General features: G+C 51.7%; 14 protein-coding genes. 3 read left to right on the top strand and 11 right to left on the bottom strand.

All coding sequences use genetic code 11. The features are described 5' to 3' along the window. Nucleotides 1-44 precede the first annotated feature (44 nt). From OIN60_RS06920 to uvrB, 6 genes are all read right to left on the bottom strand, one after another. On the bottom strand, nt 45-2,558 hold the full coding sequence (locus tag OIN60_RS06920) for a U32 family peptidase (RefSeq protein ID WP_305754128.1): 2,514 nt from the start codon (nt 2,556-2,558) through the stop codon (nt 45-47). A 373-nt stretch (nt 2,559-2,931) separates the two neighbouring features. After that, a complete protein-coding gene (locus OIN60_RS06915; protein WP_305754127.1) occupies nt 2,932-4,836 on the bottom strand; it encodes a stalk domain-containing protein in 1,905 nt (634 codons plus the stop codon). Nucleotides 4,837-4,894: 58 nt separating this feature from the next. Next, nucleotides 4,895-6,061, bottom strand: a complete 1,167-nt coding sequence (locus tag OIN60_RS06910) for a S1C family serine protease (RefSeq protein WP_305754126.1) — start codon at nt 6,059-6,061, stop codon at nt 4,895-4,897. A 344-nt stretch (nt 6,062-6,405) separates the two neighbouring features. Beyond that, nucleotides 6,406-7,662 (bottom strand): hypothetical protein, encoded by a 1,257-nt coding sequence (locus tag OIN60_RS06905; protein ID WP_305754125.1) that lies wholly within the window; start codon nt 7,660-7,662, stop codon nt 6,406-6,408. Nucleotides 7,663-8,394: 732 nt separating this feature from the next. Further along, a complete protein-coding gene (gene uvrA, locus OIN60_RS06900) occupies nt 8,395-11,259 on the bottom strand; it encodes an excinuclease ABC subunit UvrA (protein ID WP_305754124.1) in 2,865 nt (954 codons plus the stop codon). A 197-nt stretch (nt 11,260-11,456) separates the two neighbouring features. Then, on the bottom strand, nt 11,457-13,448 hold the full coding sequence (gene uvrB / locus OIN60_RS06895; RefSeq protein ID WP_305754123.1) for an excinuclease ABC subunit UvrB: 1,992 nt from the start codon (nt 13,446-13,448) through the stop codon (nt 11,457-11,459). A 285-nt stretch (nt 13,449-13,733) separates the two neighbouring features. Here uvrB and OIN60_RS06890 point away from each other — a divergent pair, with 285 nt between their 5' ends. Beyond that, nucleotides 13,734-14,534: a flagellar motor protein gene (locus OIN60_RS06890; RefSeq protein WP_305754122.1), complete on the top strand. Its 801-nt coding sequence runs from the start codon at nt 13,734-13,736 to the stop codon at nt 14,532-14,534. Beyond that, complete coding sequence (locus tag OIN60_RS06885; protein WP_305754121.1) at nt 14,518-15,324, top strand: flagellar motor protein MotB; 807 nt, start codon at nt 14,518-14,520, stop codon at nt 15,322-15,324. Before OIN60_RS06890 ends, OIN60_RS06885 begins: the two co-directional genes overlap by 17 nt. A 67-nt stretch (nt 15,325-15,391) precedes the next feature. On the opposite strand, the gene OIN60_RS06880 is transcribed toward OIN60_RS06885, so the two are convergent. The 5 genes from OIN60_RS06880 to ftsE all read right to left on the bottom strand — a co-directional run bounded on the left by OIN60_RS06880 (nt 15,392) and on the right by ftsE (nt 21,474). Then, nucleotides 15,392-16,699 (bottom strand): PDZ domain-containing protein, encoded by a 1,308-nt coding sequence (locus tag OIN60_RS06880; protein WP_305754120.1) that lies wholly within the window; start codon nt 16,697-16,699, stop codon nt 15,392-15,394. A 127-nt stretch (nt 16,700-16,826) separates the two neighbouring features. Beyond that, on the bottom strand, nt 16,827-18,296 hold the full coding sequence (locus OIN60_RS06875; protein ID WP_305754155.1) for a S41 family peptidase: 1,470 nt from the start codon (nt 18,294-18,296) through the stop codon (nt 16,827-16,829). 221 nt (nt 18,297-18,517) lie between these two features. Then, nucleotides 18,518-19,777, bottom strand: coding sequence for a murein hydrolase activator EnvC family protein (locus OIN60_RS06870; RefSeq protein ID WP_305754119.1), 1,260 nt, complete (start codon nt 19,775-19,777; stop codon nt 18,518-18,520). 103 nt (nt 19,778-19,880) lie between these two features. Beyond that, complete coding sequence (gene ftsX / locus OIN60_RS06865; protein ID WP_305754118.1) at nt 19,881-20,798, bottom strand: permease-like cell division protein FtsX; 918 nt, start codon at nt 20,796-20,798, stop codon at nt 19,881-19,883. After that, entirely contained in the window at nt 20,788-21,474 is a 687-nt protein-coding gene (ftsE, locus tag OIN60_RS06860; protein ID WP_305754117.1) for a cell division ATP-binding protein FtsE, read from the bottom strand. Before ftsE ends, ftsX begins: the two co-directional genes overlap by 11 nt. A gap of 300 nt (nt 21,475-21,774) precedes the next feature. On the opposite strand from ftsE, the gene OIN60_RS06855 reads away from it, so the two are divergent. Beyond that, nucleotides 21,775-23,223, top strand: coding sequence for a VanW family protein (locus OIN60_RS06855; protein ID WP_305754116.1), 1,449 nt, complete (start codon nt 21,775-21,777; stop codon nt 23,221-23,223). Nucleotides 23,224-23,262 lie beyond the last annotated feature (39 nt).

The following is a 23,262-nucleotide window of genomic DNA, read 5'->3' as shown; positions in this document are numbered from 1 at the left end:
ATTGCAGTTATATATTGAAAAGCCTTGAAAGCTATGCTGCGTTGCTATTTCACTAGCTGCCCTCTGGTTACACCAAGCTGGTTGGTGGCCTTCAGCGTCTTCCACACCTGAGTACCGCTGATGTCGCCGCGCAGAGCGCGCTTGTAAAGGTCGATGACCTCATGCACCTGCTCCGGCGTCTCTTCCAGGAACTCCACGCGGAAGCGGGAGACGCCAAGGTCCATGAAGTTGGACAGGTACTCGGCGCCGGACTGCTCGATGGCGTTATAAACCGTGTTGCGGCAGCCCTCGTCCACGCGGACCGGATGGGACATGCCGATACGGTCCTGCAGGGAGACGTTGTGCTCCTCACACGGACGGCCGCAGTTCGTATAGTCCGTTCCTTCGCTTAAGAAGGTGCAATATACGCAATGCTCGGTATGGAACATCGGCAGATGCTGATGGATGACAACCTCCAGCTTGTCTGTACGCGAGCGTCCGAGCAGATCGACCATCTGCTGGATGTTCAGATCGTACGACGGTGTTACGGCATCGCAGCCGGCCTCCAGGAAGAGGTCGACAGCTTTGTGGTTCGCGATGTTCAGCGAGAAGTCGCCGATCAGCTCCGGATGCTGCGCGTCCGGATTTTCCCGGCGGTGCTTCAGGTAGAAATAGAGTGCACCGGTATTGCGCACCAGCACCGCATCGGGCTGAAGACGCAGGATGTTGTTGTGGTAGCCGTTCTCGCCGGGCATATGAATGCGCGGGGTTACCAGCGCGATCTTGCGCCCTGCGGCGTGTACGGTCTCAACCGCTGCCGGGAACTGCTTGATGAACTCGAAGTCGGCGTAGATGAACTGCACGCCGGCTTCGAGCGCAGCCTCCACCTGCGGGAGGCTGCGGCACAGCGCGGTCAGCTCCGCCTGACCGCGCGCCACCGGCGCTGCCGGCACGGCTGCATCGCCGTATACCTGGGCCGCCCGTTTCACATAAACCGGCGGTTTCGGCCGTTCGCCCGCGAGCTGTTCCACCGCCTTACGGCGGATGTTGTTAAGCTCGCGCATCGGCACGATGACGTCCCCGTGCAGGTGGACGTCCAGCGCTTCCAACTGGAACACGGTCCCGCCCAGACGGCCGAACTGCTCTTCGAGCAGCTCTGCGGTCATCGGGCGCTTCTGGGCGATCTCCAATTCCAGCTCGGAATCCACGCGGACCGTTGTGCCCTTCTGCACGTCGGTCCACCAGGTCGTCAAAGGCTGGCCAGGATGACCCACAGCCTTCACGTGTACCGGGAAGACCCGGTACGGCTTCTCTGTCTCATACGTCTGGCGCAGGCGCTTGTCCAAGGCCGGATCATTCGTCTTCCAAATGCGGTCACCGACATGGAGACGGCGCAGGTCCACATCGTTGCGACCGGCCACGATGTCAATCACCCAGCCCTCATCAGCTTCTCCTTCCACCTTGATACCCTTGCGGCGAATATCGTAAACACGTCCGCCTTCTTCCTTTTTCGTCGGATCGCCAGCATCAAATACGATGCCGTCTCCTCGCTTGAGCGGCGCCTCAATCCGGCATACAACGCCGTCACGCAAAATTTGCTCGACCCGCCCAAGGTAGACACCGCGGCTTTTCGGGAATGTGCCGTCCACGAGCTGCTTGTTATTCGTGCCATCCAGGAAGCCATGCGTAAACCCCCGCGAAAAGCTTTGCTGCAGCTCACGTATTTCTTCTTTACCCGGTTTCGTATGGTCACCGTCAAAGTATCGGTCAATCGCCTTACGGTATTTGCTCACGACATTGGCCACGTATTCAGGCGACTTCAGGCGTCCTTCAATCTTGAAGGAGGTTACCCCCGCTTCAATCAGCTCAGGCATGATGTCAATTGCAGCCAAATCCTTCGGCGACAACAGATAAGCCACATCGCCCATCGGCTTCTGCTCGCCGTCGACCATGAGGTCATACGGCAGGCGGCACGCCTGTGCACACTCGCCGCGGTTCGCCGACCGCCCTCCCCACATTTCAGAGGTCAGACACTGCCCGGAGTAGGATACACACAGCGCTCCGTGAACGAACACTTCCATGGGCAGCTTCGCCTGCTCGCCGATTTTCTTGATCTGCTTCAGGTTGTTCTCCCGTCCAAGCACGACCCGCTCCATATTAAACGGTTTGGTGAATTCCACCGCTTCCGGGGAAGTGATGGTCATCTGTGTCGAACCATGGATCGGAAAATCCGGCGAGATCTCACGAATCATTTTTACAAGACCCAGGTCCTGCACAATCACCGCATCTACGCCCGCGTCAATGCAAGCATCTATCAGCTCTTTGGCATCCTCCATCTCATTTTCAAAAACGAGAATATTAAAGGTCAAAAAGCCTTTAACCCCATAGCTGTGCAGGAACTCCATAATCTCCGGCAGTTCATCCATCCGGAAGTTATTCGCACGTGCCCGGGCATTAAATTTCTCCACACCGAAAAAAATGGCATCCGCTCCATTCGCCACGGCCGCCCGCATGCAGTCCCAGTCGCCCGCGGGCGCCAACAGTTCCACGTCTTCTCTTCGCAATTGCTGCATTTCCATAACATCCTCCCTGATCGGCGCCCGCAGCGCCGGTATCTCTTTTACTTACTATGTTGCTAACTCTACGCCATATCCATATCCATATCCATATATAAGAAAAAAAGTCTCTCGACGTACTTTCTAAGAACCAAACCGCGCTTAGAGGCAGTTTTTCTTGCGACTATAGCATGGTCCAGCCCCCGCCTTTTCATTTTGAACAATTCAATGATACTGCAACTAATCTAGTTTACCAGACTGGGCGGCTTCCTTCTACTCTTTCCAGGCATTCCTTGCGCAAAAAAATTGGCAGCAGACCGCTTGGGTATACAACAAAAGAAACCCGCCTTGCGGCGGGCTTATCAGCTATTCCTCTCGGATATGACCTGATAAATGACTAATCAACAAATGTAAATGAATTTAATGCGGAATTAAGTGCAAGCGACTGTGAAGCGGTATTGTTCGCATCATTTAGCGTTGTAGACAAGATATAAGTGGCACCGTTGTGCTCAAGCAAAATTTGACGCCCCGTATAACCAATACCGTTATCCGTTTGATGGAAGGTAAAGGAGACAGCCGGTACTCCTGCAATGGTCGTATCTTCTACTTCTTCAACCTTCAGGCTTGTGTAATCCTTCGCCTCGCCGTCATAAAAATCCTTGAGCTGGGACACCATCATTTCATAGGACTGATCTTCATCAATCTTGATGGAGAAGCTGCCGCCGAGAAACTGGTATTCGATATCCGCAGACTCAAAGCGTTCGCTTACGGGTGTCCAGTAGGTTGGTATATCTACCGTATATCCGTAAGCCTTCGATATTTTACGGTCAGATTTGGTTTTATCCGCCAAATATTCATCCTCTTCGAGCTGGCCGAAATTGGAGGAAACCACACTGAAATCGATATCCAGGCTGTGAATCAGCAGCTCAAACTGATCCTGCCCCTTGCCGTCATCGTCCGGGAACGAATATTCCGTCAGGTAGCGGTAACCATTCTCCTGCAGCATGACATCGTATTCCTTCACCCAACCGTTCCCGAAGTTGTAGCGGTATTCATGTACAATAGCGTTGGTACCTGCCACTTCCAGCGGATACGTTTTCTGCCCTTCATAAGCGGAGGCTGTAAATGAATCCTTTAACCAAGACTGCAATTGTGCACTCCAGTCTGTCAGTACAGAGCCCTGCGGGGCTGAGGTTACTGTCATCTGGAGCTTGGAACCATCCCTGCCTTCATACAGCAAGCTACTGTTGTCTCCGGTCCAGCCGGCCGGAATTTTCAGCGCGATGCCGTAATCGCTGTTGTAGACATCCCGTATGCCGCCTTCGATGGTGGAAAGGTCCTTCATCGTTTTGTCAGCCGTATCAAATGAGGTTTTGAACGAATTCAGGAGTCCCGAATATTTTGCTAGATCCTTATAGTTGACTGCCGTTGAATCGGTTAAATATACAACATACACCTGCTCATGGTCGTAATACTGTCTATTCTCCCAGAGTGCCCCATCCCCATCCTTGGTTATAATGCGTGCGTAAGGCACTTCCGCATCCGGATAGGCTTTGCGGTCAATAACTGTTTCGCCGGTTTCCTTCGCCGTCTGCACGAGCTGCTGAAGCAGATCATCCGCATCATAAGGGACTGGCTGTGGAGCAACATGCACCTCCATGTAATAGGTACTGTCCTCGCTCATGAAGGTGGAGATGCTCTCATCCTCACCACCTTGCCCAATCATAAGCCCTGTCGGATAACTCATCGACCAATTGTAATAGCTGTTCCCGACCCTGGTCTTTCCTTCATCGTTATCGATCGTCGGTACCTCGGGCTCTGCCGCAGCTCCGCCTGCGCCAGCCTCCATGCGAACGATAAAACCCCCGCCGCCTGTTTTTAGACTTCCGCCTAGGCCCTCCACCACAAACCGCAGAGGCACCATGAGTGTGCCTCCGCTCATCTCCGGTGCCGAAGGCAGCTTCACCTTCTGCCCATTCACCCAGGCCGTCCGGCTGCCCATCGTCAGAATGACCGTATGGGGACCACTCATTACCTTGATCACATCGCTTTGTTCAAGACGAATTTGGCTGTTAAAGGCTTTCTTGAATACACCGACAGGCACCATCATCGTACCGTTCTTAGTATAAGGCTTCGCAATTACAATATTCTGACCGTTTACGACGGCCGTTGTACTGCCGGTCTGCAGGCGGAGTTCAGATAATTCACCGTCCGCCGCGACGGGCAGGACCGGTAACAGCAAGCTCAGGGCCGCCAGACCGACTGCAAACCTGCGAACAATTTTCTTTTGGAATGGTATCATACTTGTACCCCTATAAAGTGCTTATTTTTTATGCATTTCCCCAACAGAATAGCACGCCTCATTCAACAGCTTCGGAAGCTCTAGCCTCCGCCGCCTCCAGCATGCTGCCATCATCCCTGCTCAGCTTCATTTTGCGTTCAACGATATCCCCATCCGATTGCATGAGAAGTGTAACCGTCTGGCCAGGCTGAAAGCTCTTCATCAGCTCATTAATATCAATGATCGACGTCATCCGTTTCCCGTTGATGCTGTAAAGCTCATCCCCTTCGGCAATCTTCGCCTGCTTCGCTTCCGCTGAAGCAACCGCTGTCACGGTAAGCGGATCGTCCGTAGGAAGGCCCACGATAGCGGACCAGCTTTCCTCCAGATCCAGACCAAGGCTTGCCCGCCGCACCTCGCCGTATTTAAAAAATTGGTTGATGACATATTTGACTGTGTCCGCCGGGATCGAGAAGCCCATATTTTCGATGCCTACTGCCGAGAATTTCATCGTATTAATCCCGACGACCTGTCCTTTCAGGTTCACCAGCGGTCCACCACTGTTGCCCGGGTTAATTGCCGTATCCGTCTGAATCAGCTTATAGGATGCGTTAACCCCCCGATTCAGCCCGCTAACGACTCCCGTTGTCGCAGAGTTGCGCAGCGAAAAGGAAATCGGCGTGCCGATCGCGACCACCTGCTCTCCCACCTGAAGCTGAGCGGGTGAATCCGCAAATACCGCCGGTTTAAGATGGTTGGCATTAATCTTAATCACAGCCAAATCGCTGACCGGATCGCTGAAGCGTTCTGTGATGCCATAGGTTTTGCCGTCCGATGTGACGACCAGCACCTCATCGAGCCCGTCAATGACGTGCGCGTTGGTGACAATCCACCCGTTATTCTTAATAATCACTCCTGTCCCGTGGGCCAGGTTGTAGCGATCACCGCCTGCCGAGGTATCTGAAGAGAAGGGACGGCCGATGATGCCAACCACTGAAGACGATACCTTCTCTATAACCTGAGGAACCGTACCTGTAGACAGCGTATAAGTACCGCTAGATCCGTTATAAGTACCGTTTGTCCCCAGCGCCTTATTGAGATCATTCACATCGACATAGATAGAACCCTTGATTTTTTGCGCCTTTAACGCCTTGTCTCCTGCGGCCGCAGCCTCCGTACCGCCACTGCTCAGGAAAACAGCCACTCCCAGACTCGTGACGAACCAAGCATTTCCCTTTGTTCTCATTCTTCACCTTTTTCCTCTCATACTGTTCATTCTGAATTCTTACCATTGAAGCAGCCTACCTGTATGTACCTCTGTTTATACTAATCTATTTTTCTTCAAAAATCCCCATAAATTTCTATAAAAGCACAAGCTGCGAAGGCCAAAATAGATTTATAGATAGTACGAAATTAACATGAAGTTAACGTGAAAACAAATCTAAAAAGTCCTATTTTTGTAAGATTCGCCTCCTCATTACAGGATAAAATAAAGCCCGCAGCCACCTTCCTCTTTCAGTGACTGCGGACAACCCTAAAACTGCGATCACCAGCACATGGTAGCTTAGAATCTATACTACCAGACTTATTCTATGAGCTCTTTTCTATGCTTGGAAGTAAAATTTTTATGAAATCCAGCACAGGTAGGCCGCTTCCGGTGGTTCTGCTAATCAGCGCATAGCCTCCAGGGATTTTGTATACCAGATTTCCGTCATAGACAACCTTGAAGTACGGATCTTCACGATAATGAGTAGAAGCCTGCCATTTAGTCTCTCCTTGCGCATCCAGTCCTGTAATGACAATCCCATGAATGGTAATAGCGCTTCCGGTTTTGAGGCTATCATATTGATCCTCTATACGAACGATCGTTTGATCGTCAGGGATATACGTGCTGCCAACACCATATTCCGGAGATACACTCACTGGCTGAAAGCGACGGTTTAACACGAGGGTGCGTTTTACAGGCTTCTTTCCCTGTTCGATCATAATGGCTACAGCGATCCCGCCATCAGTCAGCTTCTGAACCCCAGAAATCTTTATCCCGCTGCCAAGCTTCAGGTGGTTCCTCCCCTGCTCCTCACCATATACATCAGCCAGAACGACCACAGGTCCACCCTCTCCCTGCCCTTGCGCCTGGTTCAATACCATGCAATAACCGCTGCCGTTCCCAATGATCCAACCGGATTCCGTATTTGGCGTTACTTTGGACCAGAGATATTTTCCGTCTTGATTGTACTTGGCGACCGTAAGCTCATCCACTGACTCGTCCAGTGAAGAGACTAAAAAACCACCGTCCTGCACAGGTTCAAGACCGATCCGGCTATCCATTTTGCCGCCAAACAACTCCTCTGCCTGCAACGGAGCAGACCACATTGTCTCTCCCTGGTGATCTGTACGAATCGCTAGCAGCTCTCTGCCCGATTGCGCACGTATATAATCGACCAGCCACAATTGTCCTCCGTCAGCGGTTTCGCGTTGAATGCCTCTGCCGGATCTGGAGCTGGACTGCTTGTTCAATGTTATAGAGTTCGTCCATACTGCTTCAAGCTCACCGTCAAGCTTGCTGTATGTCACCTTCAAAACACTAGACTCTTCCTCATTCTCCATTTGAAGGACGGCAAAGCCTCCATTCGATACGGGCTGGATATAATTTTGCTCATAACCCTGGTCGTCGAATGAACCCATTTCGGCGCTTGTGGCAATTTCAGCTTCCAGGGGCGTTCCTGCTTCTGCGGCCGCCATGCCTGACAAATTAACCGAGGCCCCGATCACCAACGCTGACAAAGTCACTCCGGACAAAAGCTTCATCCACTTCTTCCCTTGGCCAGCTTCTCCTAAAAAGTTCAACTTCGATACCATCCTTTCCATGTATACGTCCAAGTGACCGTTGTACGCTTGCTTCCGTGCTTGCCGAAGTCCCTATGTCCGATCTTATCTCCTCTCTATATATTCCATGCTCAATCGCCTCTCTCCTGCTGCGTAGTAGCTGCTTCACCTCAAAATTTAGGCCTATCGTCGCCTTTCGAAGGCATATACGTTGTACGAATACACATATATGTATTCGAAAAACGCACAGACATGCAATTATTTACCCGGTATCCAATTTTCAAAACATATTCCAATTAAGAAAAGGGGCTTTCCCAAAAGTCATGAAAATGGCTTAGGCATCCCCCTTTTCAATTTTTGTTAAGCCAGAAGATTGCGATTTCCAGTTGTTCTTGTTAAGTTGGGGTATGCACGTGGCATCGGAGAGAACGAAGCAATTCCGGAAAAGCGGAGCGGTCGCCTTTGGCCCGAAGGGTCAACAGCGATTGTAGGAATGCTTCGTTCTCGTAGCCGTCTCACCCACGCACGAAACACACACGAAAAGAGTGCCCCCGGTCAAGAGCCCTTGGGGACATCCTCACTTCCTAAGAAAACAGACCACGTTTAGCAGAAGCTTTTCTTGCGATTATCGAATTGTTCAGCTTCACAGAAAACTTATACATTTTATAATCTTAAGAAAACCCCTGTACAGCCCAAACGGAGGCATCTCCGATTCAAGTGTAACAGGGGTATGATATCTTCTTACAACTGCAATCAGCTCAACTCAGCCGCCTGCAGCGCTTTGCTTCTCTCTGTATCCCGCTCTAGCACAGGCTTAAGGTATTTGCCGGTATAAGATGCTTCAACCTGCGCCAATTCCTCCGGTGTGCCTGTGGCCAATATCGTACCGCCTCCACTGCCGCCTTCGGGGCCAAGGTCGATCAAGTAGTCTGCTGTCTTGATAACATCCAGATTATGCTCGATAACCAGAACGGATTCTCCCGAATCCACCAGGCGATGCAGAACCTTAAGAAGACGGTCTATATCATCCACGTGAAGACCCGTTGTCGGCTCATCCAGAATATACATCGTCCTGCCGGTACTGCGTCTATAGAGCTCAGACGCAAGCTTCACACGCTGTGCCTCCCCGCCAGAGAGCGTAGTCGCCGGTTGCCCCAAAGTAACGTAGCCGAGTCCAACATCCAGCAGCGTTTGCATTTTACGATGGATCTTGGGGATATTCTCAAAAAATTTGGTCGCATCCTCTACGGTCATCTCCAGGATATCAGCAATGCTTTTATTTTTGTACTTCACTTCAAGCGTTTCGCGGTTGTAGCGTTTGCCCTTGCACACTTCGCATGGGACATAGACATCCGGCAGGAAGTGCATCTCGATCTTGAGAATGCCGTCCCCTCTGCATGCTTCGCAACGGCCACCTTTGATATTGAAGCTGAACCGGCCTTTTTTGTATCCGCGCACTTTAGCTTCATTGGTCTGTGAAAACAAATCACGAATATCATCAAACACCCCGGTGTAGGTTGCCGGATTCGAGCGTGGAGTCCGACCGATCGGAGACTGGTCGATATCAATCACCTTGTCAAGCTGCTCCAGTCCACGAATTTCCTTATACTGTCCGGGACGCACACGCGCTCTGTTCAGATCACGGGCCAGCGTTTTGTATAAAATCTCGTTAACAAGCGTAGATTTGCCGGAGCCGGATACACCCGTTACGGCCGTGAATACCCCGAGCGGGATTTTAACATTGATGTTCTTCAGGTTGTTCTCCTTGGCTCCACGTATTTCCAGCCATTTGTCTGACGGCTTACGCCGTTCCGAATTCACCGGTATGAACTTGCGGCCGCTAAGATATTGCCCTGTCAGCGAGTTCGGGTCGTTCATAATCTCCTGCGGAGTGCCCTGTGCGATAACCTGTCCACCATGGATACCTGCCCCTGGACCGATATCAATAATATAGTCGGCAGCGAACATCGTATCCTCGTCATGTTCAACAACAATCAGGGTATTACCCAGGTTGCGCATATGCTCAAGCGTCTGGATCAGCCGGTCATTATCACGCTGGTGCAATCCGATGCTGGGCTCGTCCAAAATGTACAGCACACCCATCAGGCTGGACCCGATCTGGGTAGCTAGCCGGATACGCTGAGCTTCTCCCCCGGACAGCGTGCCGGCGGCACGGCTCATCGTAAGATAGTCAAGCCCTACATTAACAAGAAATCCTAGGCGACTGTTAATTTCCTTCAGAATCAGGCTGGCAATAGACCGCTCTTTCTCACTAAGCTCAAGACTATCAAAGAAATTGCGGGCTTCCCCGATGGAAAGGTTCGTGACATAAGCCATGTTCTGATCTTGAATGGTCACCGCAAGAGTTTCCTTCTTGAGCCGATTGCCTTTGCAGGTGCCGCATGGCTTCGATCCCATAAAACCCTCAATGAATTCGCGGATGCCCTCAGAGGCCGTTTCGCGGTAACGACGCTCCAGATTAGGAATAATCCCCTCAAACGTAACGTATGCTTCCTTACGCTGACCAAAATCATTCTCATAACGGAAACGGACCTTCTCATTCCCTGTCCCATATAGAAGAATGCTCATCTGCGCCTGAGTCAGTTCACTGACTGGTACGTTCTGTGGAATATCGAAATGCTCACACACCGATTTCAGGAACTGGGGATAATAAGTGGAGGTTCCCCCGCTCCAGGCCTCAAACGCTCCTCCCTCTATACTCTTACTGGAATCGGGAACGAGCAGCTCAGGATCGACGATCATCTTGACACCTAACCCGTCACAGTCTGGACAGGCACCAAACGGACTATTGAACGAGAACATACGAGGCGCAAGCTCCTCGATGCTGAAACCACAGATCGGGCAGGCGAAATTTGAGCTAAACCGCAGCTCCTCCTGTCCAATAATGTCGACTAGTAATTGCCCACCCGACAGCTTCAAGGCCGTTTCGATCGAATCTGCGAGGCGGGTGCGTACATCCTCCTTCACAACGATTCGGTCGACTACCACCTCAATCGTGTGTTTTTTGTTCTTCTCCAGCTCGATTTGCTCCGAAAGATCCCTCAGCTCACCGTCCACTCGCACACGTACAAAGCCCTGCTTGGCAATGTCGGAGAACAGACTTTTATGCTCACCTTTGCGGCCGGAGATGACCGGTGCCAGAATCTGTAGGCGTGTTTTCTCAGGGTACTGCATAATCCTGTCCACCATCTGCTCGACCGTCTGGGAGGTGATTTCGATGCCGTGCTCCGGGCAATGCGGCCGGCCGATCCGCGCAAACAGCAAACGCAAATAATCGTAAATTTCCGTTACGGTTCCCACGGTCGAACGCGGATTGCGGCTTGTCGTCTTCTGATCAATAGAGATGGCAGGTGACAATCCATCGATGGAATCCACGTCCGGCTTCTCCATCTGCCCCAAAAACTGGCGGGCATATGCCGACAAGGACTCAACGTAACGCCGCTGCCCCTCCGCATAAATTGTATCGAAGGCGAGCGATGATTTGCCCGAACCGCTCAGTCCGGTCAGCACGACAAACTTGTCACGTGGAATGGTAACATCGATATTCTTCAGATTATGTGCCCTCGCACCTTTGATGATGATGCTTTCACTCGCCAAAAGTTTCATCTCCCTTTTATACAATACATTCCGGCCGTTGAGCCGGACCGACAGTCCGGAGTGGCCACTGCTTTATCTATAAGGTGTGATTCATCTCCACCTATAGAGGATGGGAGATGAATCACATTCCGCCAAAAAAGAACACATGTCCTGCATGTTCCGCATTCTCTGTATCGCACCTTGCTGACATCCTATCCCTATTCCGCCTGCAGCTCCAGCAAGGCGTCACGCAGCTCCGCCGCCCGTTCGAACTGCAAATTCTTGGCGGCTTCCTTCATCTCCGCCTCTAGACGCTGGATAAGCGACTGACGCTCCTTCTTCGACATCTTGCCTCCAGTCCCCGGAAGATAATCATTGCGGGCCTCGGCAACCTTCGTCGCTTCTATAACATCCCTTACCTTCTTACGGATCGTCTGCGGCGTAATACCGTGCTCTTCATTATATTTGATCTGAGTTTCCCGACGTCTGGCCGTTTCCTTGATGGCTCTGTCCATGGATTCGGTCACCTTGTCCCCGTACATAATGACACGCCCTTCGCTGTTGCGGGCCGCCCGACCGATGGTCTGGATCAGAGAACGCTCAGATCTCAAGAATCCTTCCTTGTCAGCATCCAGAATAGCCACCAATGAAACCTCCGGCAGATCCAGACCCTCCCGCAGCAGGTTGATTCCGATCAGTACATCAAAGGAGCCCAGTCTCAGGTCACGTAAAATAGACATCCGCTCAAGCGTCTTGATCTCGGAATGCATGTAGCGGACCTTGATGCCAACCTCCTTCAGATAATCGGTCAGATCCTCCGCCATCTTCTTGGTTAGGGTGGTTACGAGCACCCTTTCATCCTTCTCGGTTCGTATTCGGATTTCGCTGATCAGATCGTCAATCTGCCCCTTGGTCGGACGGACTTCGATCACCGGATCCAGCAGACCGGTAGGCCGGATAATCTGTTCAACCATCGTATCGCATTTTTCCATCTCGTATGGACCCGGCGTTGCGGATACATAGATTATCTGCTTCACCTTGTCTTCAAATTCCTCAAACTTCAAAGGACGGTTATCCAGCGCGGACGGCAGACGGAAGCCATGCTCCACGAGTACCGTCTTCCGCGCTCTGTCTCCATTATACATAGCTCGGATCTGAGGCAGCGTCACATGGGATTCGTCGATAACAATCAGCATGTCATCCGGAAAATAATCCATCAGCGTGTAAGGAGTATCGCCTGGCTCACGGAACGTCAGAGGACCCGAATAGTTCTCGATGCCTGAACAGAAGCCGACCTCTTTCATCATTTCAATGTCATAACGCGTACGTTGCTCCAAGCGTTGCGCCTCAAGCAGCTTGCCTTCCGCTCTCAAGCCAGTGAGCCGCTCCTCCAGCTCCCGCTCAATATTCACCAGCGCGACCCGCATTTTATCTTCACGCGTAACAAAGTGGGAGGCTGGGAAAATGGCCACATGATCGCGCTCGCCCAACAGTTCCCCTGTGAGCACATCAATCTCCGTAATACGTTCAATCTCGTCTCCGAACAGCTCGACCCGGATCGCATGCTCTCCTTCGGATGCCGGGAAAATCTCGACGACGTCTCCACGTACACGGAAAGTGCCCCGCACAAAATTTATGTCGTTCCGCTGATACTGGATATCTACCAGCCGCGACAAAATTTGATTGCGGGGCTTCTCCATCCCTACACGCAGAGATAGCAGCAAGCTGCTATATTCCTCTGGTGAACCGAGACCGTAAATACAGGATACACTCGCCACAATAATGACATCACGCCGTTCAAACAGCGAGCTGGTGGCTGAATGCCGCAGCTTGTCGATTTCTTCGTTAATACTCGAATCCTTCTCGATATAGGTATCAGAAGACGGGATGTATGCTTCAGGCTGGTAATAGTCATAGTAGCTCACGAAATAATCAACAGAATTGTTCGGAAAAAAATCCTTAAACTCGCTTGCCAACTGGGCAGCAAGTGTCTTGTTGTGCGCAATCACCAGTGTCGGCCTTTGCAGCTTGGCAATGGTCTGCGCGATGGTAAATGTTTTCCCCGTTCCTGTAGCACCGAGAAGAGTCTGATGCTTCTTCCCATGCTGAATCCCTTCGACCAATTCAAAGATCGCCTTGGGCTGGTCGCCTTGTGGGGAAAACTCCGACTGGATTTCAAAAGTCTTGTTACTGACGACAATATCGCTCATTGCCCTGCATCACCCTTATCGTCTAAAATGGATACACTGGAAAACAAATTTCGATTAAAACTTCTATAGTATTCATTAATACACGATTTTTGCCGTTTAAAAACTATAGCTTGTTGTTAATAACATATGAACACCTTAAAATTCGAGGTTGCCTGCGTTTATGTCGATATTTCCCGAGAAATGATACGGAAAATATATGTTGAATAAGAATGTTTGTTCCCGTCATATTATACATCTTTCGTATTTGGGATGCAAACGTTAAGTCTGAATGGGAGTGAAGCACAGTTGGATATCACCATACTTCTTGGAATCGCTGCAGGTCTGGCCGCTCTGATCGGGGGCTTCATGCTGGAGGGAGGACAATTCTCCGGTTTGCTGCAATGGACAGCCGCCCTGATCGTATTTGGCGGAACTGCCGCAGCCGTCGTGGTAAGCTACCCTGCCTCCAAGCTGCGCACCCTGCCTGCGGCGCTGCGTATTGCTTTTGGAAAAGAATCTCTGGACAAAGGGCAACTGCTGGAAGATATTGTAGCCATGTCAGCGACCGCCCGGCGTGCGGGTGTGCTTGCGCTTGAGCGTTTGTCAATGGAGCACCCCAACGAGTTCCTTCGCGAGGGCCTTCAGCTTGTCGTGGACGGTACCGATCAGGAACAGGTCAAGGAGATTCTGGAAGTGGAGCTCGACGCTGTGGAGCAGAGGTATGAAGGGTATGCCAAAATATTCGATTCAGCCGGCGGATATGCGCCAACCATGGGTATCCTCGGCACGGTGATGGGGCTGATTCATGTGCTTGGCAATCTGACAGAGCCGGCCGAACTTGGACCCTCCATTGCACTGGCTTTTACGGCTACTCTATACGGTGTAGCCAGCGCCAACCTGATCTTTCTGCCCATCGCATCCAAGATCAGAGCTCGCGGCGAGGATGAGCTTGGCACGCTGGAGATGCTGATGCAAGGGATCATCGCCGTGCAAAATGGGGAGAATCCACAGCTTGTGCGCAGAAAGCTGGAGTTTCATCACCGTCCTGACAGCCGGATGCGCCCGCCTGCCGACACCAAGGAGGCCCTGAATGAGAGCACGCGTTAGCCGCCGGCGCCGCGGACAGGAGCCTGGAAACAGAGACCGTTGGCTGATCACATACGCTGATTTGATCACCCTGCTGCTTATCTTTTTCGTCATGATGTTTGCCATGAGCAGGCTGGATACTACCAAATATGATGATGTCACGCAAGCGCTCCAGAATAGCTTTCGTTCCGGGGACTCCATACTGGAGATGGGCTCGGGCCTAACTGGTACCGCAGACGTGAATACAACGAGAAATCCCCCCTCCAACCCAGAAGATGAGAGAACAAATACAGGGAGCGAGGGCGCGGACGTGCTCAGCCAGCGCGAACTGGCTTTCAGGCAGCAGGAACAGGAGCTGCAGGAGCTGATGGGAGTCATTCAGAGATATGTCTCGGACAACAATCTGCAGAACCAGATTTTCGTTGCGGATGAACCGCGCGGGATTTCCATTACACTGAGCGACCGCTTCCTGTTTGATCCGGGACGGGCAGCGCTTAAATCCGGCTCCGCTCCGACGCTCGCTAAGCTCGCAAGCCTTTTCCGCGATCTGAACACACCCATAAGTATTGAGGGTCATACAGACAACGTGCCCGTCGGGAACGGCTCCGTCTATCGTGATAACTGGGATCTATCCGGCGCGCGCGCACTATCGGTACTGCGCTTTTTCATCGACCGTGAGCATCTGGACCCAACCCATTTCCAATATGCGGGATATGCGGATACACGCCCTGCCGGAGATAATTCCACCGAAGCCGGACGTCAAAAGAACCGCCGTGTAGAAATCACCGTGCTGAGGCAACTGCAGCAGTAAACAAAAGAAACCTCCGTATCCTATCGGGTGACCGATGAATGCGGAGGTTTCTTTTGAAGTTAAGTACTCACATATCCAACGGCTTCTGCACTCTCCCCTGCAATCTTGGCACCGGCTCTGCTGCCTTCCTGCGGCGGGCACCGGTGCGCATTGTGATCACTTGATAGATTGAAGCTTGCCGAGTCGGCACCGACCAGTCGACATCCGTGTCTGGAGCGAGCACCATTCCCAATTGATGATGCTCCCCCTCATACAGCCCCCGCTGCATAAATTTGCTCTCGCCCTGGTGGTTGCGGATTTCCAGCTTGCAGAACGCCGCGTTCACGCGGAGAGCCTGATGCAGCTCCTCCCTGGACCGGATCAACATGCCGTTGACCTTATAAACAGCTTCTCCGGCAGTTATGCCAAGCTCGTCCGCCGGACTGCCCGGAAGCACAGCAAGCACGCGCAGACCTTCTTCCGGATGTACATACAGAGGGCTGATCTGATTTTCCTCATAGCTGTCAAACCAGACAAGCACCTCATGGGCTAGGAAAGAAAAGAGCGCCGCAGCAATGATCAGAGGATTCCACCACGCCGCCAGCAGACTGAGTACCAGCAGCACCAAGCTGTACAGAAACAATCGCCTTGCTGATTGAGCAGCCTTGTGACCGGGCAAACGCCCGGTCGTCAAACCACTGAAGCCGATGATCACCGGCAGCGCAGCAAGCATGTACCCCGCTTGATCACCGAACAGTGTAGGCCAAGGCAGCGAAAACCCATTTTGCACCGGAATGAGCAGAAGCAGCGGCACCGGCCAATAATCCTCCATCCGATAGCCGCCAACCATTCTGCCTCTTTTGCCCTCAAAGTACATCGGTGTTGCAGCCATGCCGCGCTTCCACAGAAGCAGCAGCGCTTCCGCCATATGCAGAACAGCCACCAAAAGCAGCAGGGCAGGCATGTCCAAACCACGAACTACAGCCACTGCGTCCCCGACCCACCCCTCAGGCTGCCAACTGTCCGCCAAGCTGAGGACAAACTGGACGACGCCCAGCAAACCTGCAGCATAAGCAAAGCACAGATAACGTACACGCAGCAGCATCAGCAGACCTGTGCATGCCCATAGGCTGATCACAGTTCCTGCTGTAAGATGAGCACCCACGAACAATCCCACTGCCGAGATTAACAGACCTGCAACCAGACCGGTCAAGACCGTGCGCCATGTCTGAGGCCACCAGCCGTGCAGCCTCGTATGAAACAGCTTCCGTTCCAGCAACATCTGCCGCCGGTAGCCCAGTGCAACCACGATGATCGAAATATAATAAAACGGCTGCGTCAGCAACTGCAAGCATGCATTCAGTACATTCCATCCCCATTGTGCAGCCCAATCCAAAAGCCATTCACTCCTCCCGCTGGTGCCCTGTCCTCAGACAGGCAACAGTTGTCTATCATGATGTCTGTAAACGACATATCCATCTCACCCTACAAAGAAAGGAGGCTGTTGCCAGCCCCCTTCAGCCTTACTTTGAATTCGACACGCTTGCGGCCATTTCCTTCCGGATCTGTTCAATTCCACGCTTAAGCTGTGTATCGTTCTGTGGATCACGGATATTTTCGATAAGAGCAGCCTCAAGCTTGCTGGCCGTTTCCGTATCAATGACTCCGTTAACGGTCAGCCCCGCCTTTTTCTGGAAGCTCTTGACGGCTTCTTCTGTTGTTTTATCGAAATAACCATCTTCACGGCCTGTATCATAACCGAGACCCTTCAGCATGATCTGTGCATTTTTCACATCCGTATTATTCGCATTGTATTTAAGTGACTTCTCTTTACTGAGGGGCGCTACGGTAAAATACTCAGGCTGCGGTATCGCAATATCCGGCTTAATGCCTTTCTCGTGAATCCAGGTTCCGTTAGGCGTCAGCCACTTGGCTATCGTGATTTTGAGCAGACTTCCGTCGCCCATTTGCTTATCATAGCTCGTCTGAACAGTGCCCTTGCCGAACGAATTTTCACCGATCAGGGTAGCCCCCGCCGACTGCTGCAGAGCACCCGCCAAAATTTCAGAGGCGCTTGCGCTGCCTTTATTCATCAGAACCGTCACAGGATAAGGTTTGTTGGAGCCCTTGGAAACTTCCTTCTCCCGCTTCTGATTCTTGTCCTCCACCTGCACAATCGTTTTACCCTTTTCCACAAATTGCTGCGCAATGTCGATGACAACAGAAAGCACACCACCCGGGTTGTTGCGCACATCAATGACGAGGCCCTTCAGGTTCTGCTTTTCCAGCTTCGCCAGCTCTTCCTTGAATCGGTCGGCCGTATTCAGAGAAAATTGGGTAATCGTGATAACACCCACTCCATCGTTCTCCATATGGGCAGTCACGGTTTCCATATCAATATCATCACGGATAATCGAGTACTCCAACGGATCTGTTGAGCCGGCACGCTGGACCTTAATCTTCGCCTCACTGCCTTTCGGTCCGCGGATTTTGGAGACGGCATCATTCAGTTCAAGCCCTTCCAGTGATTCTCCGTTCACGGATAAAATAATATCCTGCGCGCGTAGACCCGCCTTCTCCGCAGGTGCTCCTTTGATCGGGGTCACGATCACGACCTTTCCATTCTCCGAGGCAACCTCAGCCCCAATTCCTGTAAAAGACCCTTCAATAGACTCCTCGAATTGGGCGGCTGTTTCTTTGCCCATATAAGAGGAATAGGGATCATCGAGCGCTTCCATCATACCATTAATGGCACCATCCACCAGCTTGCTCCGGTCGATGTCCTTATAATACTGCCCTTCGATCAATTCCATTGCGGTTTCAATTTTCTTCAAATCATCCTTCTGGGCTGCGCTACCTGTCAAACTTGCCAAAAGACCCTCACTTGCTACGCTGCCCGATCCCCCGGAATATCCTGTATAAGCAAAGGTCAACAGGCTGCCCCCAAGCAGTCCGATCACCATTAGCATTACTGCCGTGCCTTTTTTCAACACGAACCGTTCACCCGCCTTTGTATGTTTTTCCATGAAAACCATTCTTATATTATGTCTTATCGCCTGCGAAATAACCCTAAAACTCTGTTTGTACCGAAGGCGGAACAAACAGTCCGCTTTCCCCATTATCCACTGATTGGCCTGATATTTCAAATCGTTAAAAACAAACCCTATGTATAACCGATTTAACGAATATCGGTTATACATAGGGTCACTTAACCTTACAAATAATTCATAGGATTAACAGGACTATTGTTCTCGCGGACCTCGAAATGCAAATGCGGACCGGTGGAGTTGCCCGTTGAGCCAACCTCTGCGATCTTCTGGCCTCGTGTCACCGTCTGGCCTGTCCGAACTTTAATACCTCCACTGCGGATATGGCCGTACAGCGTCCATAAGCCGTTGCCGTGGTCGATAACGACCGTATTGCCGTATCCGCTCCACCATTCCGCAACGATCACCACTCCGCTCTCAGCCGCATGGATATCCGTCCCTTGAGGAGCTGCCATATCTATGCCAGTATGCATTTTACCGACCACACCGCTGATGGGATGGGTGCGGGGACCAAAGCCTGACGAAAGACGATAGCTGCTAACCGGCAAAGCCAATGCTCCGCTTCCTCCCGTATAGGAGCTAGCAGCCGCGAAGCTGCCCGACGAACGCTTGGCGGCTGCAGCGGCTGCGGCGGCCCTGGCTCTGGCAGCACGAGCGGCTTGTTCAGCCTGCAGTTTATTCTTCTGCTGAATCAACTCAGAGCGCTTGCCCGCCAACTGGACAAGCATTTGATCCGATTCCTCCGAAATTTCATCCGCTTCAATAATCTGCTCGTTATAGCTCGCAATCAGGCGCTGCTTTTCCTCTTCCTTGGCGTCTAGCTGCTTCCTCACATTCTGCTTCACCGCATACAGGCTCTTGGCATACGCATACTGGGCGTCAAGCTCCTTCTTCTTGCTGACAACAAGCGCCTTGTCCTTCTTATGCTCGTCCAGCAGAAACTGGTCCTGGTCCACAATCGTCTTGATCGAATCGACACGGGTAATAAAGTCGTTAAAGCTCGTTGATGACAAAAGCACATCCAGATAGGACACCGTACCATCCGTATACATCAGACGCACGCGGCTTTCCAGCGTTTTCTCACGGGCCGCGATCCGATCGGTGGCCTCCTGGATCTCCTTTTTTGTCTTGCGCAAATTATCTTCCGTATTTTCTATATCCACAGCGACCCGGGTAAGCTGCTCACTCACATCGTTGAGCTGCTCCATGACAAGCTTCAAATTCTGCATGGTCTTATTCTTGTAATGCTGGGCTTTCTGCTTCTGGGCGGCGGCATCTTCCTTCTGCTGTTTGGCCGATTGGGACTGGTTGTCCAGTTGGTTCAACTGGCTGTTAATGTCCGACATGCTCTTGGCTTGTACACCGTAAGGCTGGATGACCAGCGCAGCCGTGAGGACTACGGCCATAACAGAGACTGTTTTCTTCAACTTGTACTCCCCATCCTTTGTTCATAATGATGCCGGGTGGAACCCGTTAAAAAATCGACATGAGTACCTGCGGCAGCATGTGCATTCCGCCAGCGGCAGACGGTTATACCTTCAAAAATTTACGAATAGACAGCATACTGCCCAAAATCCCTACAAGGATACCAAGAACCAGCAGCAAACTGCCAAGCTGAAACCACAGACCGCTGAGCGGGAGCAGCCTGAACATAGCCAGCGTCAAATCCTGGCCCATACTTGCTTCCAGACGACCGTATCCTATAAACAGAACAGCTATCGTGATCAGCGAACCGATGGCCCCAAGCAGCGCTCCTTCTATAAAAAATGGCCAGCGAATAAAGAAGTTGGTTGCCCCTACAAGCTTCATAATACTGATCTCGCGCCGCCGCGCCAAAATCGTTACACGAATGGTATTGGATATTAGGAACACCGACATGAGAGCAAGTCCGGCCACGAATACAAATCCGACATTGCGGATGAGACGTGTGATCTTGAACAGCGTTTCCACCGTGCCTTCACCGTATTTGACTTTAAGAATCGGCTTCTCCTGATGCTTCTCGTTAAGCGCTTCGATCTTCTTGGCAACAAAAGGAGCCGTTGTCGGTTCAAAAACCTCGATGACAATCTTATCCGGCAGCGGGTTATTGTCCTTGTCAAAGCCCTCCAGCAATCCTTCGCCGCCTTCACCCATGTCGGCTCTGAGCTCTTCCAATCCCTGGTCTTTAGGGACGAACTCCGTTTTGCTTACTTCAGGCATGCCGCCGATTTCCGACTGCAGCGTTTCTCGCAGGGAATCTTCTACATTCAGCTCCAGAAACACATTAACACGGACCTGATTGTCCGCCTCGTCCACGAGGGAATTGACGTTCAACACAAGCAAAATGAACACGCCCAAAATAAGAAGCGACACAATAATGGACGTAATGGATGCCATAGACATCCAGCCGTTGCGGAATACGTTCTTGAACCCTTCCCGCATATGCCGCAAGAAGGTATTAAAAGTCATACCCGTATTCCCCTCTCATCTGGTCCCGCACAATGTGGCCGTGTTCAATCGCGATAACACGCCTGCGCATGGAATTCACGATATCCTTGTTGTGAGTCGCCATAATAATAGTCGTACCACGAAAATTGATTTCATCCAGAAGCTGCATGATCTCCCATGAGTTCTCCGGGTCCAGGTTGCCGGTGGGCTCATCCGCAATAATGACGGAGGGGTTGTTCACGATCGCGCGCGCGATGGCCACGCGCTGTTGCTCACCGCCGGAGAGCTGAGACGGGTCACGATTCGCCTTGTTCTTCAGTCCGACCAGCTCCAACACTTCCGGAACCCGTGTGCGGATCAGCCGATTGGGGGCTTCAATAACCTCCATCGCAAAGGCAACGTTCTCGTATGCAGTCAGCCTCGGCAGCAGACGGAAATCCTGGAATACAACGCCAATGTTCCGGCGCACGTAAGGAATTTTGCGCTGCTTAAGCTTGCCGATGTTAAATCCGTTTACAGAAATCTGTCCCTTGGTGGGCACTTCTTCTCTATAAATAAGCTTCATAAACGTCGACTTGCCCGCACCCGACGGACCGACGAGATACACGAATTCATTGCGGTCAATTTTGACCGACACTCCTTGAAGCGCGTGGGTTCCATTGGAATAGGTCTTCCACACGTCCTGCATTTCAATCACTTCATCACTTCCCGCTGTATATTTGCGCTGTTGACTGTACTTATGAAGAGACGCTACCGGTATAGGGCAATAAGACACCTAACTATTACTATTTCGACAGCTTCCCTTAAAAACCTTTGGGAAAAGCTGAAATTCATCAGACTAAGGCTTATTGTAACAAATTTGTTACCTGTTGAGTAGACGGAATTTTGCCGTTTTTTTGCATATTTCGTAACATGTGATTTTTAACGAAGGCTCACATATACATAGAGTAAGTACTTCCGGGCAAGCCCGGAGATTTGCAGGATGGGAGACCTGTCTATGAAAAAAGTACATTTCATCATGATTGTTGTCCTGTCTGTCATATTGGCAGGTTCCGTGATTTATGGCGGACTTCACTTATACGCCAACCGGAATATCGTACCCGAAGGAGTGACGGTAGGAGGACACGGCATCGGCGGCATGAAGCTGGATGAAGCGGCCGACCGTGTCCGTTCGGACCTGCAAGCGATGGAAGCCATTCCACTCGTGCTTATCGATCAGGAGACCCGTGCCCCGGATGTGCAGATGTCGCTTGGCGAAGCAGGCATTGTCTACAATGCCGATCATTTTATGGGGGCACTGGAAGGATTACAAAAAGGAAGCTTGCTGCAGCGGGTCCGCGTCCGTGCCTCTTTCCCCCGCTCTTGGAATATTGAAGCCGAACGCAGGCCGGAGGTGCTGGAAAAGAGGCTCAACACCGAATGGGAGAAGGCACGTTACGGTGAACCGGCAAATGCAGTTCGCCGGATTGAAGCCGACGATACCGTTAAATACATCCCCGAAATACCGGTCTACCGAATTCAATGGAAGTCATTGCGCACCAGATTGGACGAGTCTTTGCCAGCCGATTTTTCCATTCTCGATCAAACAGATGACGGCGGCGTTGAGCTTGTACTGCCGCTGGCCGTTGAAGAGCCTGACATAACGCTAGAGAAGCTGAAAAAGGAGGGCATTGAGCGGCGTATTACTCTGTTCTCGACCAAGCTCCGCGGCAGCTCAGCAGGACGAGTGTTTAACGTGGCGTCGGCAGCAAGGGCCGTTGATGGCATGATTCTTGAGCCAGAGGGCGTATTCGATTACGGAAAGGTCATCGCTAAGGCGGAGAGCCAATACGGATTCCGAAAGGCACCCGTTATCGTCAACGGTCGTCTACAGCCCGGCATCGGCGGCGGCATTTGCCAGGTGTCCAGTACGGTATACAATGCAGCCCTGCGTGCTGGCCTTGAAATTGTGGAGCGCCGCAACCACTCCCTGCCTGTCAGTTATCTGCCTAAAGGACAGGATGCCACCTTCGCCTCCGGCTACATTAATTTCCGTTTCAGAAACAACACCGGCAAGCATCTGCTGCTTCGTACGGGAGTTCGTAACGGAGTGCTGACCGTCAAATTTTTCGGCACCTTCCCCTCCAATGTCTCCTATCGGATCGAATCACGGACGGTTGAGACGCTGAGCCCGTCGGTAAGCTATGTGAACAGCGGTCTTCCCGGCAGCGGTCAGCAATTGATCCAAGAGGGTAAGCCCGGGTATGTTGTCGATACATTCCGTACGAAGCTCATTAATGGAAAGCCCGTCGAGCGAATCCGAATTTCACGTGACACATACAGTGCGCAAAAACGAGTTATCGCCATTGGCAGCGAGTTCAGAGGACGTACACCCAATACAGATAGACAGCAGCCATCCCGCTCCCCCCTGATCGAGGATGGTGTTGGCAAAACAGACTCGGATTAAACGGCAAGAAAGCCGGAGCTATTAGAGCCCTCGGCTTTC

Origin of the sequence: Paenibacillus zeirhizosphaerae (assembly GCF_030705605.1) — a bacterium.
Classification (GTDB): domain Bacteria; phylum Bacillota; class Bacilli; order Paenibacillales; family Paenibacillaceae; genus Paenibacillus; species Paenibacillus zeirhizosphaerae.
This window is presented reverse-complemented; position numbering and strand designations above follow the sequence as displayed.